This is a genomic window from Mycobacterium sp. DL99 (genome assembly GCF_004762045.1).
Classification (GTDB): domain Bacteria; phylum Actinomycetota; class Actinomycetes; order Mycobacteriales; family Mycobacteriaceae; genus Mycobacterium.
In genome coordinates this window covers 1,657,635-1,673,516 of record NZ_SJOM01000007.1, presented here as the reverse complement: position 1 = coordinate 1,673,516, position 15,882 = coordinate 1,657,635, and the positions used below count along the sequence as shown (strand labels likewise).

19 protein-coding genes are annotated in these 15,882 nt (G+C 65.7%); 11 read left to right on the top strand and 8 right to left on the bottom strand.

Annotated elements, in window-relative coordinates; translation table 11 throughout:
- Nucleotides 1-2: 2 nt before the first annotated feature.
- The 7 genes from EYZ64_RS08415 to EYZ64_RS08385 all read left to right on the top strand — a co-directional run bounded on the left by EYZ64_RS08415 (nt 3) and on the right by EYZ64_RS08385 (nt 7,269).
- The gene (locus tag EYZ64_RS08415) at nt 3-1,562 is read left to right on the top strand and encodes an ABC transporter substrate-binding protein (protein WP_135453031.1); all 1,560 of its coding nucleotides are present in this window, start codon (nt 3-5) and stop codon (nt 1,560-1,562) included.
- Nucleotides 1,556-3,529, top strand: coding sequence for a dipeptide ABC transporter ATP-binding protein (locus tag EYZ64_RS08410; protein WP_135453030.1), 1,974 nt, complete (start codon nt 1,556-1,558; stop codon nt 3,527-3,529). The genes EYZ64_RS08415 and EYZ64_RS08410 overlap by 7 nt, the downstream gene beginning before the upstream one ends.
- Nucleotides 3,526-4,386, top strand: a complete 861-nt coding sequence (locus EYZ64_RS08405; protein ID WP_135453029.1) for an ABC transporter permease — start codon at nt 3,526-3,528, stop codon at nt 4,384-4,386. Before EYZ64_RS08410 ends, EYZ64_RS08405 begins: the two co-directional genes overlap by 4 nt.
- Nucleotides 4,387-4,397: 11 nt before the next feature.
- Nucleotides 4,398-5,393: an ABC transporter permease gene (locus EYZ64_RS08400; RefSeq protein WP_135453028.1), complete on the top strand. Its 996-nt coding sequence runs from the start codon at nt 4,398-4,400 to the stop codon at nt 5,391-5,393.
- 44 nt (nt 5,394-5,437) lie between these two features.
- A complete protein-coding gene (locus EYZ64_RS08395) occupies nt 5,438-6,178 on the top strand; it encodes a glutamine amidotransferase (protein ID WP_135453027.1) in 741 nt (246 codons plus the stop codon).
- A gap of 2 nt (nt 6,179-6,180) precedes the next feature.
- The gene (locus tag EYZ64_RS08390) at nt 6,181-6,864 is read left to right on the top strand and encodes a TenA family protein (RefSeq protein WP_135453026.1); all 684 of its coding nucleotides are present in this window, start codon (nt 6,181-6,183) and stop codon (nt 6,862-6,864) included.
- Nucleotides 6,865-6,978: 114 nt separating this feature from the next.
- Nucleotides 6,979-7,269: a WhiB family transcriptional regulator gene (locus EYZ64_RS08385; RefSeq protein ID WP_135453025.1), complete on the top strand. Its 291-nt coding sequence runs from the start codon at nt 6,979-6,981 to the stop codon at nt 7,267-7,269.
- A 76-nt stretch (nt 7,270-7,345) separates the two neighbouring features.
- Here EYZ64_RS08385 and EYZ64_RS08380 read toward each other — a convergent pair whose 3' ends face one another.
- Complete coding sequence (locus EYZ64_RS08380) at nt 7,346-7,708, bottom strand: DoxX family protein (RefSeq protein WP_135453024.1); 363 nt, start codon at nt 7,706-7,708, stop codon at nt 7,346-7,348.
- Between the two features lie 167 nt (nt 7,709-7,875).
- Between EYZ64_RS08380 and EYZ64_RS08375 the strand changes: the two genes are divergently transcribed.
- Nucleotides 7,876-8,301: an OsmC family protein gene (locus EYZ64_RS08375; RefSeq protein WP_135453023.1), complete on the top strand. Its 426-nt coding sequence runs from the start codon at nt 7,876-7,878 to the stop codon at nt 8,299-8,301.
- 63 nt (nt 8,302-8,364) lie between these two features.
- Nucleotides 8,365-8,772 (top strand): nitroreductase family deazaflavin-dependent oxidoreductase, encoded by a 408-nt coding sequence (locus tag EYZ64_RS08370; RefSeq protein ID WP_135453022.1) that lies wholly within the window; start codon nt 8,365-8,367, stop codon nt 8,770-8,772.
- A gap of 15 nt (nt 8,773-8,787) precedes the next feature.
- On the opposite strand, the gene EYZ64_RS08365 is transcribed toward EYZ64_RS08370, so the two are convergent.
- A complete protein-coding gene (locus EYZ64_RS08365) occupies nt 8,788-9,147 on the bottom strand; it encodes a hypothetical protein (protein ID WP_210115488.1) in 360 nt (119 codons plus the stop codon).
- Nucleotides 9,148-9,183: 36 nt separating this feature from the next.
- The gene (locus EYZ64_RS08360) at nt 9,184-9,732 is read right to left on the bottom strand and encodes a TetR/AcrR family transcriptional regulator (protein WP_135453021.1); all 549 of its coding nucleotides are present in this window, start codon (nt 9,730-9,732) and stop codon (nt 9,184-9,186) included.
- Between the two features lie 134 nt (nt 9,733-9,866).
- On the opposite strand from EYZ64_RS08360, the gene EYZ64_RS08355 reads away from it, so the two are divergent.
- Nucleotides 9,867-10,271, top strand: coding sequence for a hypothetical protein (locus EYZ64_RS08355; protein ID WP_210115487.1), 405 nt, complete (start codon nt 9,867-9,869; stop codon nt 10,269-10,271).
- An 18-nt stretch (nt 10,272-10,289) separates the two neighbouring features.
- Here EYZ64_RS08355 and EYZ64_RS08350 read toward each other — a convergent pair whose 3' ends face one another.
- The gene (locus tag EYZ64_RS08350) at nt 10,290-11,072 is read right to left on the bottom strand and encodes an enoyl-CoA hydratase (RefSeq protein WP_135453020.1); all 783 of its coding nucleotides are present in this window, start codon (nt 11,070-11,072) and stop codon (nt 10,290-10,292) included.
- On the bottom strand, nt 11,069-12,103 hold the full coding sequence (locus EYZ64_RS08345; RefSeq protein WP_135453019.1) for a zinc-binding dehydrogenase: 1,035 nt from the start codon (nt 12,101-12,103) through the stop codon (nt 11,069-11,071). The genes EYZ64_RS08350 and EYZ64_RS08345 overlap by 4 nt, the downstream gene beginning before the upstream one ends.
- Before the next feature lie 171 nt (nt 12,104-12,274).
- On the opposite strand from EYZ64_RS08345, the gene EYZ64_RS08340 reads away from it, so the two are divergent.
- Nucleotides 12,275-13,486, top strand: coding sequence for a cytochrome P450 (locus EYZ64_RS08340; protein WP_135453018.1), 1,212 nt, complete (start codon nt 12,275-12,277; stop codon nt 13,484-13,486).
- Nucleotides 13,487-13,495: 9 nt separating this feature from the next.
- On the opposite strand, the gene EYZ64_RS08335 is transcribed toward EYZ64_RS08340, so the two are convergent.
- The 3 genes from EYZ64_RS08335 to EYZ64_RS08315 all read right to left on the bottom strand — a co-directional run bounded on the left by EYZ64_RS08335 (nt 13,496) and on the right by EYZ64_RS08315 (nt 15,812).
- Nucleotides 13,496-14,275 carry a bestrophin-like domain gene (locus tag EYZ64_RS08335; RefSeq protein WP_135453017.1) on the bottom strand — a complete coding sequence of 260 codons (780 nt, stop codon included), beginning with the start codon at nt 14,273-14,275 and terminating at the stop codon, nt 13,496-13,498.
- A gap of 37 nt (nt 14,276-14,312) precedes the next feature.
- Nucleotides 14,313-14,675, bottom strand: coding sequence for a heme-binding protein (locus EYZ64_RS08330; protein ID WP_135453016.1), 363 nt, complete (start codon nt 14,673-14,675; stop codon nt 14,313-14,315).
- Between the two features lie 549 nt (nt 14,676-15,224).
- Nucleotides 15,225-15,812, bottom strand: a complete 588-nt coding sequence (locus tag EYZ64_RS08315) for an HD domain-containing protein (protein ID WP_353653671.1) — start codon at nt 15,810-15,812, stop codon at nt 15,225-15,227.
- Between the last annotated feature and the right edge of the window lie 70 nt (nt 15,813-15,882).

Here is a 15,882-nt window from a genome sequence, read left to right as displayed (position 1 = left end):
CCATGAATCGACGACTCGTTCCCACGGTGCTCGCCACAATCGCCCTGGCATTCACGGTCGCCAGCTGCGGTGGCTCCAACGTCGCCGGCCAGCCTCCCGGCGATGCCTTGCGCCTGGCCTTCTCGTACGACCCCGGGTCGCTGGACCCGGACGTCTTCATGGACGGCGAAGGGATGAGTGTGGTCCAGGCGGCCTACGAAGGCCTGGTCCAGTACCGCGGGGACTCCTCGACGGAGATCGATCCGCTGCTGGCCACCTCCTGGGACGTCTCACCCGACCGGCTGACGTACACCTTCCACTTGCGTGACGGGGTCAAGTTCCACGACGGCACAGCAATGGACTCCGCGTCCTGGAAGGCCGAGATCGAACGCCGTAAGGCTCTCGACCTCGCGACGGTGTACCTCGTCAAGGATGTCGAGACCATCGAGACGCCCGATCCAATTACCCTCGTGCTGAAACTGTCACAACCCAATTCGGCCTTCCTGCACTATCTCGCGTCCCCCTACGGAATTCGCGCTGTGAGCTCAAAAGCGGTGGCGGACAACACTGTCGACGGGGACCACGCACAGAAATGGCTTGCGACACACTCGGCGGGCACGGGTGCCTACCAACTCGGGGCGGTAAGCCCCGGGCAGAGCTATCAACTCAAGCGCTTCGACGGGTATTGGGGTGAGAAGGCCGGCTTCCCGACGATGCAGTTCTCGATGGTCCCGAACTTCACCACCCAGCAGCTCATGCTCGAACAGGGGCAACTCGACCTGATCTACCACGGGGTGCCGTTCCGCGACCTGCAGCGGTTCGCCGAGCCGAAATTCCAGACCCAGATGTTGCCGTCCATCGTTCGGCTCAACGCCTGGATCAACCCGGACATGGAGCCGTTCAACTCCGAGCCGGTACGCCAGGCGATCGCGCAGGCAGTGGACCGCAAGGCCATCGTCGATCAGGTGTACGGAGACACCGCTTCGGTGGCGACGAGCATCCTCCCGGCTGGCGTGCTCCCCGGGGGCAAGGGCGTCTTCAACCCGACCTACGATCCGAGCAAGCTGAAGGCTCTGGTCGCGACGCTGCCCTCGAAGAAAGTCGATCTGGCCTACACCACCGACGACGCGCTGAACGCCCAGGTCGCCCAGTTGCTGCAGACCCAGTTGAGCGCTGCCGGGCTCGAGGTCACCACCCGCGGGGTCACTCAGGAGACGACCTGGGCCTGGCCGACGCAGGATCAGGGTCGTCCCAACATGCTCATCCTGCCGGCCAACTCTGACGACGCGGACCCCTCGGCGTTTCCGACGGTCTTCTACTCCCGCACAGGCGGACTGAGCTATTTCGCCCCGACGAACGTGGCTGCCGCTGATCAGCTCATCGTCGATGGCTTGCGGGCGGAGTCCGAGGCGGCAGCTGCACAGAAGTACGCGGCGGCGGCAGACCTCTACACCACCAGCGGGAACTACCTGCCCTTGGCGGATCAGCGGGCCGTCATCGTGGCGCGCTCCGGTCTGTGCGGGTGGGAGCACGACTTCACGACGATGTGGGCGTTGCGCCTCCCATCGATCAAGCCATGCTGAGCCCGTCGCCCGCGAAGGCGGATCGATCGGAGGAAGCGACCCCGGCTCCGGTCGCCGGCCTGAAGGACGTGCGGGTGTCCTTCCCGACCGGGGACGGAACGGTCCGCGCCGTGCGTGGGGTGTCTCTGGACATCCAGCCGGGCGAGGTGGTGTGTCTCGTCGGCGAGTCCGGGTCGGGCAAGACCGTCCTGGGGCTGAGCCTGCTGGGCCTGCTGCCCGACGAGGCCGGGCCCGTCATCGAGGGCGAGATGGCAGTGTGCGGTGTACCTGTCATCTCGGCCTCGCCGGGCCAAATGCGTGAGCTGCGACGGAATTCGCTGGGAGCCGTCTTCCAGGATCCGATGACCTCGCTCAACCCCACGATGACGATCGGCAACCAGATCCTGGAGGTTGCGACCGATCGGGCCGAGGCGATCCGCATCCTCTCCGAAGTCGGCGTGCCCCAGCCGGAAGAGCGGATGAGCTGGTACCCGCACCAGATGTCCGGCGGCCAGAGACAGCGCGTCATGCTGGCGATGGCCATCGTCCGGCGGCCGCGCCTGATCGTTCTGGACGAACCGACGACGGCCCTCGACGTCACGGTTCAGGCGCGTGTCCTCCGGCTCCTGCATGACCTGCGGGGCCAGTCCGATGCGTCCATGCTCTTCATCACCCACGACCTCGGGGTGGCGGCACAGATCGCCGATCGGATCGCCGTCATGTACGCCGGGCGCCTCCTTGAGGCGGGGCCGGCTTCTGAGGTCATCCACACGCCCCGGCATCCCTACACGCGGGCTCTGCTGCAATCTCGCCTGAGTCTGTCCACCGACCGCACCCACCGCCTCCCCCAGATGCCTGGTGATCTTCCCGCGCCGACGAGTGAGCCGGGCGGGTGCATCTTCAGCTCCCGGTGCGAGTACCACCACGACGCGTGCGATGCCGGAACCCCGCAGTTCCGTGGACCCGTGCCCAAGCACCTGGCCGCCTGTGTCCTCGATGACGTGCCGGCGCCGACCGCCGACACCGGGGCGGTCGGGCAGCTGATCGACTCACAGGTCATCGCCGACGCGGCGGCGACAACCGTCCCCCTCGAGGTCCGCGACGTCAGCGTCACGTTCACGTCGCGGTCGGGTTGGGGCCGCCGCCACGTCCTGCACGCCCTGGACGGAGTGAACCTCACCGTCGGGAACACGGAGTGCGTCGCCATCGTCGGAGAGAGCGGTTCGGGCAAGTCGACATTGCTGCGGGCGGTGGCCGGGCTCCAGTCGGTGTCGGCCGGCCAGTTGAACTTCGGCGGCGCGGTACGACCTCAGATGGTGTTTCAGGATGCCGGCGCGTCTCTGACGCCGTGGATGACCGCTGCCGAACTCATCGGTGAGCGATTGCGGGGTATCGGGCTCGATCGGGCGAGCCGGCTGGAGAAGGTCCGGGTCGCCTGTACCAATGTCGGATTGCCGCAGTCCGCCTTGCCGCTCAAGCCCCGCCAGCTGTCCGGCGGTCAGCGGCAACGCCTTGCGCTCGCTCGCGCGATCGTCGAACCCCCGGCCCTACTTCTCGCGGACGAACCGACGAGCGCGCTCGATGTCTCGCGCGCCGCCGGGGTACTCAATCTGCTGGGCGACCTGCGCCGGAACCTCGACATGGCAATGCTCTTCGTCACTCACGACATCGCCGCAGCGCGCATCGTCGCCGATCGGCTCGTCGTCATGTACATGGGCCGGATCGTGGAAGAAGGACCGGTCGAGGAAGTCATCTCCGCGCCCCGGCATCCCTACACGAGGGCACTGCTCGATGCGATACCGAAGTTGGAACCCCACCCGCACGTCACCGCCGCTGCCACCGATGAATCCGGACTCCCCCAGGACGGATGTGCCTACCGCCTGCGGTGCGATCGCGCACTGCCGGAGTGCACGGCAATACCCACGTTGACGGCCACGCCCGTGGTCGGGCAGCGCGTCGCTTGCTTCAATCAGGAGGCCCCGCAATGACCGAGGTCGCTGTCCGCCCCGGCCGTTGGTTGATCCCCCGCCGGGCGATCCGCACTGGCACGCACGCGGGCTGGTCCGAGCGGTTCTGGGTGGGGGCCCTGATCGCGCTCACCCTGGTTGCGCTGACCGCGCCATTGCTGGCGCCGCACAGTGCCCTGATTCCGGCCGGAACTCCCCTCACCCCGCCGGATTCCGCATTCCTGTTCGGCACGGACGATGCCGGCCGGGATCTCCTCAGCCGGTGCCTGTTGGGCCTGCGGACGAGTTGGTTCGCTGCCTTGGCGGTGATCGCCTCCGGCCTGGTCATCGGCGGCGGAATCGGTCTGGTTGCCGGAGCGGTGGGCGGCTGGGTCGACACGCTTCTCATGCGCCTGACCGATCTCTTCCTTGCCTTGCCGGCGCCGGTGCTCGCCATCGCGGTCGTCTCCGCCCTCGGGCCTTCGCTGACCCACACCCTGATCGGCGTCGCCGTCGTGTGGTGGCCCTACTACTCCCGGATCGTCCGCGGGGAGATCCGCCAGCTCGCCGCGCGGCCTCACGTCGAGGCGGCTCGGGTGGCCGGGGTCGGAGTACTCCGGCTCTGGGGGCGGCACCTGCTCCCCGGTGCGATCCCCACAATCCTGGTCGCTGCGAGCCTGGACGTCGGCGGCCTGATCGTCACCCTGGCCGGGTTGTCGTTCATCGGCCTGGGCGCACCCCAACCGGCACCGGAGCTCGGAAGCATGGCCGCCGCCGGTATTCCCATGCTGCTCAACGCCGCCTGGATCTCCGTCGCGCCTGCAATGACGGTTCTTCTGGCCGCCTTCATCGCCAACAAGGCCGGGGACGCCCTCCGCATCATGCTCGGCAATCGATAGGAGGTAGTTCAATGATTCGATTTGTCGTCAATCGACTGCTCGCGCTCGTCGCCGTGTTGCTCGTCCTCACCGGCACCCTGTTCCTGCTTCGCCAGGCCACGCCGGGAGATCCCGCCAAGCAGATTCTCGGCGCCAGCGCATCGCCGGAGGCGTTGGCGGCCAAGCGTCACGAGTTGTGGCTGGATCGATCGCTGCCCTCCCAGTACATCCACTACATCGATCGGCTGCTCCACGGCGATCTGGGTATCTCCATCCGCACCCGGCGACCGGTCAGCGAGGACGTGCTCCAGTACCTGCCGGCCAGTCTCACCCTGCTCGCGTTGGCGCTGACGCTGGCTGTTGTCGTCGGATTGACGGTGGGCGCGCTCGCCGGGCGCGGTGTCCGCGGCACCTCGGTGCTGAACAACGCACTCATCGGTCTGGCCTCGGTCCCGCCGTTTCTGCTGGGGCTGATCGCCGTCGTGGTGTTCTACGCCCAACTTGCGTGGCTTCCGGCCAGTGGTCAGACCGCGGCGTTCGATGTTCCCCAGAGCCCCACCGGGGTCGTCTTCATCGACTCTCTGCTTGCCGGCGACTTCGCACTGGCCGGAGATGCCGCCCTGCATCTGGTTCTCCCGGTCACCGTCCTTGCGCTGACTCCCGCGGTTGCCGTCGCCCGCGTCTTTCGCAGCAGCTTGACCAACACGATGGACTCGGACTACATCCGCACCGCGCGGTCAAAGGGCCTCGGCGAGTGGAGAGTCCTGTCGCGGCACGGCATTCGGAACTCGATCGGCTCGACGCTCTCGATGATCGGGCTTCAGGTAGGCGGCATCTTCGCCAGCCTGGCGGTGGTCGAGGTCATCTTCGGCTGGCCGGGAGTGGGCGCGTATGTGGCCCAGAGCATTCCGTCCGGCGACTTCCCCGGGATCGCGGGTGTGACGCTGGTGGTCGGTGTCGGGTACGTGACCGTGAACGCGATCATCGACGTACTTCAGGCGGCGGCAGACCCACGCATTCGCATCTGACCGCTTCGACTTTTCGCACCAATGTCTACACAAGGAGAAAACGCATGAGCGACATATTGCTAATTGGAGAGAGTTGGATCCGAAACACCACGGACGTCAAAGGATTTGACTCCTTCACCTACAGCTCGTACGGCGTGGGTACCGAATGGATCGAGCGGGCGGTCACCTCGGCCGGACACCGCTTCCATCACCTCCCGGCGCATTTGGTGGACGCCCAATGGCCGGAGCTGGACAAGTACGACGCCGTGCTCCTCAGTGACGTGGGCGCCAACACGTTCATGTTGACCGCGCAGTGTTGGGAGCGGGCGACCCCGACCATCAACCCGTTGACTCAGATCGTCGACTACGTGCGCGCTGGAGGCGGGTTCGCCATGATCGGCGGGTACCTCTCGTTTGCCGGCTTGGAAAACCGTGCCGCCTATGCGAATACGCCGATCGCGGAGGTCCTTCCGGTGACCATCGCCGCGGCCGATGACCGCGTCGAGCTGCCTCAGGGGGTCGATCCGACAACCGCGCATCCGGACCACGCGGCCCTGGGTGGTGCCCAGACCTTCGGCCCGCTTCTCGGCTACAACCGGCTGGTGGCCCGCGACGGCGGCGACGTGCTCCTCAACGTCGGGGCGGATCCGATTCTTGTCACCTGGCCGTACGGCGAGGGCAGGGCGTTGGCCTACGCCAGCGACTGCAGCGAGCACTGGGCTTCACGGCAGTACCTCGATTCGCAGGACTACTCACGGCTCTGGGGCGGCTTGGTGACCTGGTTGATCAACGGAAAGGAAAACTGACAATGTCAGTGCAGCAGACCGGAACAACTTCGCAGTCGACGGCAGTGAGCCCGGTGAGCGAGCGCCTGATCGGGGCGGCCGCCTCGGCGTGGGAGGCGAAGCTCGACTCGCGGTTCATCAGGGAGGCGACCGACGGCACGCTCTCCGAAGACGTCCTGGCGCGCTACATGCTGCTGGAGGCCGAGTTCGTCACCGTGGCGGCACGCGCCCTCGGGTCGGCCATCCTGCGAGCGCCGGGACTGCCGGCGATTCGCGGACACGCGGCCACCATGGCCTCGTTCATCGGTGACCAGCACGACTTCTTCGACCAGGTATCGGCGGCGGGCGGCGCGGCCGAACCCGGACCGAACGCCCGGCGTCGCGCCGAGCAACTCGGCGAGCGCGTGCTGGAGATCTGCGATACCGGAACCTATGCGGAGATCGTCGCCTGCATGTACCCGTCGGAACGGCTCTACGCGCTGTGGTGTTCGCGAGCAGCCGCCGTGCCGGCCCAGCGGTCGGAGGCCCTGCAGGAATGGATTACCTCGCATGCGGAGCTGCCCTACATCGACACCGTCGACTTCCTCACCCATGAGGTCGACAGCCTCGTCGTGAGTGACGACGAGATCGAGCACCTCGGCGCCCTGGTGTCCGAGATCCTCCACCTGGAAATGGAATTCCTGGAGGCCTGCTACGACCTCGACTGAGCTGTCCTGAGTTGATCGGGCCGACCGAACCCATCGACATCCTCAGTTGGGTTCAACCGAATTCAAACCCCGCCCGCTTTGGCGAGATGGGCGAGCAGAGAGGCGGTTTTCCAAATGCAACATCCGCAGCAGCTTCCCGGACCCAATACGGATATCTGGGATTGGCAGATGCAGGGACTTTGCCGTGGTGTCGATTCGTCGATGTTCTTCCACCCCGATGGTGAACGCGGACGGGCCCGGGCTCAACGTGAGGTGCGCGCCAAGGAGATGTGCCACAGGTGCCCGGTGATCACCCAATGCCGTTCACACGCACTGGCTATCGGTGAGTCGTACGGCATCTGGGGCGGCCTGGGTGAGTCCGAGCGCGAGCTCTTGCTCAAGCAGGGCATCGGCTGTAGCGCCTGAGCGTCACGCCGAGTTGAAAGGCTCCATCCCGCAAGGGATGGGGCCTTTTCAGTTGTGTCGAGTTGGGTCCAGGTGGTCAGCCCGCGACAAAGGCCCCCAGCGACAACACCGCGAGCACGAGGAACGTAGCGGGAAAAGCGATGTTGTAGAACACCTGTGCGCGGATGTGGGTGATGACGGCACCGATGAAGAACGCGATCAGTCCGATCGCGGCCGCGACGCCGAGCGGTGGGAACGCGAGCAGGCCCACGAGCAGTCCGACGGCTGCCGCGCCCTTGAGTAACCCGAGCACCGGTACCCAGGTCCGCGGGACGCCGACCTCCGCCGAGTTGGCCAGCACGAAGCTGGCCCCGACAAGGTTCCCGAGCGCCATTGCCGCATTGGCCGCGATGGTGATCGCGACGATCAGCGTCGCGATCACGCCGAGTTGTAGGGTCATGGTTGTCGCCTCCGATGTCCGGCCGCCAAGGGGTTCACCTTGTTGACGATTGCCGCGCGTGAAAGGTGACGACATGAACGACCAACAGGTTCGGCGAGCAGTCACAAAACTGCCCAAAGATCAGCATTTCGAGGCAGTTTTGCGTCTGCTCGCGGAAACTCGTGAATATGACCACTGACGTGACGGTCGCCGAGACAGGCGCAGGGACCTACACCCAGCAGATCACCGCCGGGCGCCACCAACTCATCGCTGACGAACCCCTCCCGGTGGGCGACGATGCCGGCCCGAATCCCTATGACCTGGTGTTGGCCGGTCTGGGAGCATGCACGTCGATGACGGTGCGGATGTACGCCAACCGCAAGGGCTGGCCCCTCGATAAGGTGCGAGTGATGTTGCGGCACTCACGCATTCATGCGAAAGACTGTGCCGACTGCGAGACCACCAAAGGCATGATCGACCATATCGACCGCGAGATCGAGTTGATCGGCGAACTCGACGACACTCAGCGGCAGCGGCTCATGGACATCGCCGAACGCTGCCCGGTACATGAGACTCTGACGTCGTCGGTCCACATCACCACTACCGAGCGATGAATCGACCGGGCGATTTCGTGATCTGCATGCACCGTCGCGGAGCCCAGGCGTAGGAAGGAAGTCATGGCAGACAACTGGAATGACAACATCATCGCCGAGTTCCGCGCCAACGGCGGCAAGGTCGGCGGACCGTTCGAGGGCGCGACGCTGCTTCTGCTGCACACCACCGGGGCCAAGAGCGGCAAGGAGCGCGTCAACCCGGTGATGGCGTTCGACCTCGACGGCAAGCTCGCCATCGTCGGTTCGTACGCGGGCGCCGACGTCGACCCCGCGTGGTTACACAACCTGCGCGCGCATCCCGATGCCCACATCGAGATCGGCACCGACGCCTATGCCGTGCACGCGCGGGAGATGCCGCTGGCCGAGCGCGACGCCGCTTATCCGCGCATCGTCGAGCAGGCCTCGGGATTCGGCGAATACCAAACCAAGACCGACCGCGTCATCCCGATCATCGAGCTGCAGCGCCGGTGAGCTCAGCCGACACGGTCAGCTGACCTCCGTCTGAGACCAAGCCGCCACAGGCAGGGTCAGATAGACACCGATCCGGCAGCCCGCACCGGTCGCGGTCTGCGCGGCGGCAAGTATGGCGTCGGCACCGGCCTGCCGATCCTCAGCCCGATCTGGAAAGAACTTCGACTTGACCTCGATCAGCACATCGAGGTCGAACCGATCGAACGGTCCGACGTCGTGGAACCGGATCAGCACATCCCCCGGCTGGAGGTTGCCATCGTAGGGTTCGTCGCCGCATTCGACGGCGATCGAGACCGCCGCCGGTAGCACTTCCGCCAGCCGCGACCGCACGGCATCGGTGGCCCACGCCCCGCACGTCACATCGATCAACGGCACTGCTTCTTCAACCCCCTGTCTGCTTCGTGGAGCAGGCTATTTGCCCGCCCGCACCGCGGGCCAGAAAAGCTTGAACAAGCGTTCCTCCCAACCGTCTTCGATGTCACCGATGCGGGCATTCTCGGCGATGTACGCACCGACCACCCCGTCTATCAGCGTCTCGGAATCAACGTCCGCGCGGATCGAACCATCGGCCTTGGCGTCGTCGATCACGGCGGCCAGCGCCGCGCGCTGGTCGATCAGGATCCGCCGGAACACCGTGGTGAATTCGGGGTCATCCTCGGTGAGCAATGCCGCGAGCCCGCCGAGTCCGATGCCGCCCTCGACCGTTGCGATCGCGTGGGTGATGAGCCACCGGAGCCGTTCCGGGGCGTCGGCGCGGGGATCGAGTGGCCCCGGTGAGGCGAGTCGCGACAGCGCGCCGGCCAACATGTCCCGCCGGTTGGGATGCCGTCGGTAGATCGTCGTCTTCGCAATTCCTGAGTGCGCGGCAACAGCTTCGACGGTCACCGCCCGAGGTCCTCCGGCGCGCAACAGGTACAGCGTCGACTCAGCGATGCCGTCTTCGACCCGCCCTTGTGCCATCGGTCCCCTACCCGGTCTGTCCGTCAGTCGACGGGAATACTTCGGCCCCGCCATGCGCTACGCTATACGTAGCAATCGATACGCTACGCGTAGCGTAGTTATTCGGTAGGTTCGAGTTCTCGTGAGGTGATCACATGTTCAAAGGCGTGGGCCGTATTCCGGTTCCCGGCCTTGCGTACGTTCTGCTGCTCGTCGGGTTCGTCTCGCTCGGGCTTTTCGTCGCAGCCCTGGCATCGGGCAGTGACCTGGCGGTGGTCGCCGGCATCGCGCTGATCGCATGCCTGGTCGGCGCCGTTGCCGGCTTCCGCACCGGCGCCCGCAATCTGGCCCGAGACCGGCAACCCGATGCCCCGACCAACAACGTGAGCATTTTCTCCACGCCGCTGCGCCGGGATGAAATGGACCGGTACCTGCGGAACTACCGCGGTGACAGTGAAGAAGGTGCCACCGCGGACCGGGCAATGGCCGTGGTTCGCGGCGACGAATCGAATGCCGTCGAAGTGTCATCAGCGCAGGCAGGCCACCGCCGCGCCGCCTGATGCGGGACGACTCGGCTGCTACGTCGGCGCCACCGACCAACGCGGCGGGCGCTTGTCGATGAAGGCCTGCACTCCTTCGAGTGCGCTCGGATCCATCATGTTGCAGGCCATCGTCGCGCCCGCGTCCGCGTAGGCGGACTCGATGTCGACGTCAATCTGCCGGTAGAACAACGCCTTACCCATCGCGACGGCGACGCGGGGCTTCGCCACGATGCTCGCGATCACCGCCTCGACCTCGGCGTCGAGGGCGTCCGCTGCCACTACCCGGTTGACCAGACCCAGGACCCGGGCCTGCTCGGCAGAGACGAATTCACCGGTCACGAGCATCTCGAAGGCAGCCTTGCGGGGCACGTTGCGCGACAGCGCCACACCCGGAGTGGCACAGAACAACCCGACGTTGACGCCGCTGACCGCGAAGCGCGCGTCATCACTGGCCACCGCAAGATCGCACATCGCGACGAGCTGGCAGCCCGCCGCCGTCGCGAGGCCTTGAACCCGCGCGATCACCGGTACCGGCAGCCGCTGGACCGACAGCATCATCGCGGTGCACTGGGCGAACAACCGCTGGTAGTACTCCAGGGACGGCTCAGCCCGCATCTCTTTGAGATCATGCCCGGCGCAGAACGCCTTGCCGGATGCCCCGAGCACGACGGCACGCACCGTGTCGTCCTGCGCCAGAGCGTCGAAGGCGTCACCGAGCGCGGTCAGCATCGCCTCGGACAACGCGTTGAACGCCTGCGGGCGGTTCAGTGTCAGGGTGACGACGACACGGTCGTCGCGATCTTGCAGCAGCAGTGTCATGGCTCGATCAACACCTTGAGGGCCTCGCGGTCGGCCATCGCGCGGTAGCCGTCGGGGGTTTCGTCGAGACCGATGGTGCGGTCGAAGACCCGTCCGGGTTCGATGGCGCCGTCGAGAACGTCGGGCATGAGTTCCTCGATGTAGGCGCGGGCCGGCGCGACTCCGCCGGTGAGGGTGACGTTGCGGAAAAACGTGCCGAAACCCATTGGCACCTCAGTGTATTGAGATACCCCGAGCCGGCTGACGCGGCCGCCGGCGCGTACCGCGTCGAGAGCGGTGGCGACCGAGGGCTCGGTCCCGACGCATTCGATCACCGCGTGGGTACCGTCGCCGCCGGTCAGTTGGCGGATCTTCTCGACGGCTTCGTCGCCGCGTTCGGCGACGACGTCGGTGGCGCCGAACTCGCGACCCAGGTCGGTCCGGACGGTGTGCCGTCCATTGAGGATGATCTGCTCGGCACCCAGCCGCTTGGCGGCCAGCACCGCGCACAGTCCCACCGCGCCGTCCCCGATGACGGTCACCGACGATCCCGGCCCCACCCCGGCGGTCACCACGCCGTGATGGCCGGTGCAGAAGACGTCCGACAAGGTCAGCAGGGAGGGCATGAGCGCAGAATCCTCGGCCACCGGAAGCTTCACCAAGGTGCCCTGCGCCTGCGGGACACGCACGGCCTCGCCCTGGCCGGCATCGACACCCCGCTCACCCCAGCCGCCACCATGGCGGCACGACGTCTGCAGCCCCTCCTTGCAGAAGTCACACGTGTTGTCCGCCCAGACGAAGGGGGCCACCACCAGATCGCCGCGCCGGAATCCGGACACATCCGAGCCGACGTCCTCGACGACGCCGATGAACTCATGACCCATCCGGCGGCCGCCATCCTTGTGCGGCATCGACTGGTACGGCCACAGGTCGCTGCCGCAGATACAGGCACGGGTGACGCGCACGATGGCGTCATTCGGCTCCTTCACGATGGGGTCGGGCACATTCTCGACACGCACGTCGCCGGCGCCGTACATCACGGTTGCTCGCATGCTCAGTTCCTTCACTCGTCCGGGTGGCAGGTGAGACCCAACGCCTCGAGGCTAGGCCGGTGTGCGTGGCCTGGGGAGTGAAGTGCGACTCGAGTTGACTCCCCCATGGGCGCGAACCCGCATCGCGAGAAAACCTAACATTTGTTCTACCGGGCCGATAGGTTCGTACTCATGACCCGGACCGTCGGCGACGACGTCGACCTGCCCACCATCCCGAGGCCGCGATCCGCACGATGCCCGCTGGCACCACCACCCGAATTCTCCGAGTGGCGCGAATCGGCTGCACCACAACGAGTGATATGGCAGGGCCGGCCGACGTGGGTGGTCAGCCGGTACGAGGACATCCGGGCTTCGTTGGTCGATCCTCGCCTCAGCGCGGACACGATCAAGCCGCGTCTGCGCGAGGTCGGCGCCGGCGACGCCTTGCCGGTGATCTTCGCACGCATCGACGATCCCGAACACAATCGACTGCGCCGCATGATGACTCGCGATTTCACCTGGCGGCGGGCCGAGGCGATGCGACCGAAGATCCAGGAACTGGTCGATCAATTCCTGGACACCATGATCGAGACCGGACCGCCGGCAGATCTCGTACGGGGCTTCGCGTTGCCCGTGCCGTCGCTCGTCATCTCGCTGTTGCTGGGTGTGCCCTACAGCGATCACGCGTTCTTCCAACACCACAGCACGGTCGGGCTGGATGCCCGGTCGTCCGAGGACGAGAAGGCCCAGGCGATCGGGGCACTCTTCGGCTACATGTTCGACCTGGTCGCACGCAAAGAACGCGAGCCCGGTGATGACCTGATGAGCCGGCTCATCACCGACCACGTCGCATCCGGTGAACTGAGCCGTGAGACGGCCGCCATGAACGGACTGATCCTCCTGCAGGCCGGACACGAGACCACAGCCAGCATGATCTCCCTGGGAACCGTTGCACTGCTGCAACATCCCGATGTCTTCGAGGTGCTCAGCCGGACCGACGACACCGCCGTCGTCGCCAACATCGTCGAAGAGTTGATGCGCTACCTCACGATCGTGCACAGCCAGGTGGACCGGGTGGCGACCGAGGATCTCACCCTCGGCGGCGAGTTGGTCCGCGCCGGGGATTTCCTGTTGATGAACCTGCCTGCCGGGAACTGGGATCCCACGTTCGTCGACGATCCCGCCCTCCTCGACATCGACCGGAACACCCGTGGGCATTTGGGTTTCGGATTCGGCGTGCATCAGTGCATCGGGCAGAACCTCGCCAGAGTCGAAATGCAGGTCGCACTGTCCACGCTGGCCCGTCGACTGCCAGGACTGTCCCTGACTGTCCCTGTCGACGAGCTGCCGTTTCAGAACCAGCAGGAAATCTATGGCGTTGAGGAAGTGCCCGTCACGTGGTGACCTCACCGCCTACTTTCCTTGATCGACCCCGTCGAAGACCTGCACGGCGTAGTCGAGCAATGTCGGCGTGACGCCGAGCTGCTGCCCGAACGGATGGTCGAGCCAGAAGATGAGGAACAGCAGAAGGCCGAGCAGGATGGCGATCGCGCTCGACAGGATCATGTGACTCACCACATTGCTGAGATGTGTGAAGCCGATGAGCCCGATGAGAAGGACAGCCCCGAACAGCAGGCCGCTCCACAGCAGACCCGGTATCCGGGGCTTCGCGTCGAGGACTCTCGTGTTCCGTTGCGATGTAAGGACATTGAGCTGATCGCGGATCTCGGCGTTGACCGGGTGGGCGGTGGGCGCTTCTTGACCCAGTACCCGGTACATGTCGGTGATCGCCCCTCGCGCCGAATCACTCGCGACATCGCGTTGCCGCGTATCCCACTCGGCCTGTGCGGCGACAGTGTAGGTACGCAGCAGTTCCCGCATTCGCGCCTGCTCAGGCCCCGGCAGGCTCACAGTCTGCCGGTACATCGTCGCCAGCGTCGATGACTCATTGGTGACGTTCTCCTCCGCCGAGGAGAACTGCTCCCACGCGACAACGACCGTGAAGCCCAGCAGCGCGCCGTAGACGAGAGCCACGGTGGTCAGAAACGGTGACAGAGTCCCCGTTTGTTTCTCGGCGCCGGACCGGTACACCGTTTTGTTGGCGATCCACACGCTCCCGACAGCCAGCAAGGCTGACGCTGCGAGGACCCCCGCTAGAAACAACCCCAAGCCCGCCAGGCTCAAGCCGCCCATCGCTCACCTCTGCTCTGGGTCGATGGACATCAAACCATCAGGGAGTCGCGGGAAGTCCGCAGCGCTCCCGGAAGTCAGAAGACGGTTGCCTGATGCGGTCGAGATCCCCGCGAACGGCGGGATTGGCATCGAGATAACCGCGAACCTTCTCCCCGATCTGGTCCTTGGGCTGGCCCTTGAGGCTGGTGAAGAAGTCGTTGACGTCGGGGTGGGCGGTCAGATAATTCGAGGTCTCGAAAGAGACGCCGGACATCACGCGCGCCATTTCGGCGGCCGTGCACGGGGGCGGGACAGGTGGATCCGCCGCGGCCGCCGCGGCACTCAGAAGTGTCAGGCCGACGAACACGCCGGCGCCGATCGCTGCGCCGGCGGCGCGGTGTGTGAGATGAGAGGACGACATGTTGGCTCCTTCAGCAAGTTGTCCACGGTTCATGACGTAGTTCCTCAACGCGGTCTGATGCCGCCACCGCCACCCGGACGGCCGGGGCCTCCCGGACCACCAGGACCTCCTGGACCACCGGGCCCGCCGGGGCGGCCCGGATCCCAGATGACATCGAGATCCCATCCGGTATCGCAGTACCAGTCGTTGGCACAGGGATAGGGAACTACCGGTGTGGCTGCCCGTGGCACTCCATCTGCGCCGCGCACGTCGCCCTGCGCACAGACCGTGGCATAGCCCGAACTTGTGCAGTCCGCCCTCGCCGGAGGTGCCATCGTGGTGACGGCTCCGAACGGGAGCATCGCCGGTAGCAGTCCTAAAATCAGGTAGCGCTGTGGTGTTCGCACGCCCGCCCCCTTTTGTCAGTTCGGCCGGGGTCTATGCACGGATGTATATCGCACTACCAGCGACAATGTGGAGTATTGACGCTCATGCCGGGTATTTCGTCGCCACTCTTCTTGACTCGGAAAGCATTTCGAGCGCTCCGTCTCGGGCTTGAAGCGACTTCGCCTAGGTGTCTAACGGATTGGCTCTGATGCGTTCGGCACCATTGTTGGCCACCGACGCAGCAGCGGCGCCACCCGGTTTGCGTCGCGCCTGATCCTCGAAGCACGCAATGAATTCGCTGCCGAACCCTTGCCTGGGATAGCGCGCAAGTATGTCGGCTCGCGTCGCGGTGGGGAACTCCTCTGGCCGGCGTCCGACGACGTCCCAGCCGGTGGCCACCTGCAAGAGGTGGGACTCGGGATCGACCGCCGCCGAAACGTCGTCGCGCATGTGCAGCACGATGATCTCCGTCGCCCTGGCTGCCCGGTCGGCAGGCCAGCCGGCGGCCACCCCGAACACCCAGGCCAGGTCCCCACCCGCCTCCTCGAACGACACCCGGTGGCTGTCGAACGGGCCGGTCAGACCGATGTCGTGCAGCAGGGCCGAGACGTAGTAGAGCTCGTTGTCGAAGGTGATGTCATGTGCCGCTGCGTACGTCGAACCCCACAGATACGAACGGATGCAGTGATTGAGCAACGCAGGCGAATAGAATTGCGTTGCGACGGCAAGGGCTGCTGCAGCCGCCGGTGTCTGCGGAACCATCTCGTCCATCGCGCCTTCTCTCAAAGAGCTGATGACCAAGATAACGCTGCGCGCGCACGATGTGGACGGCTGTCAGTAC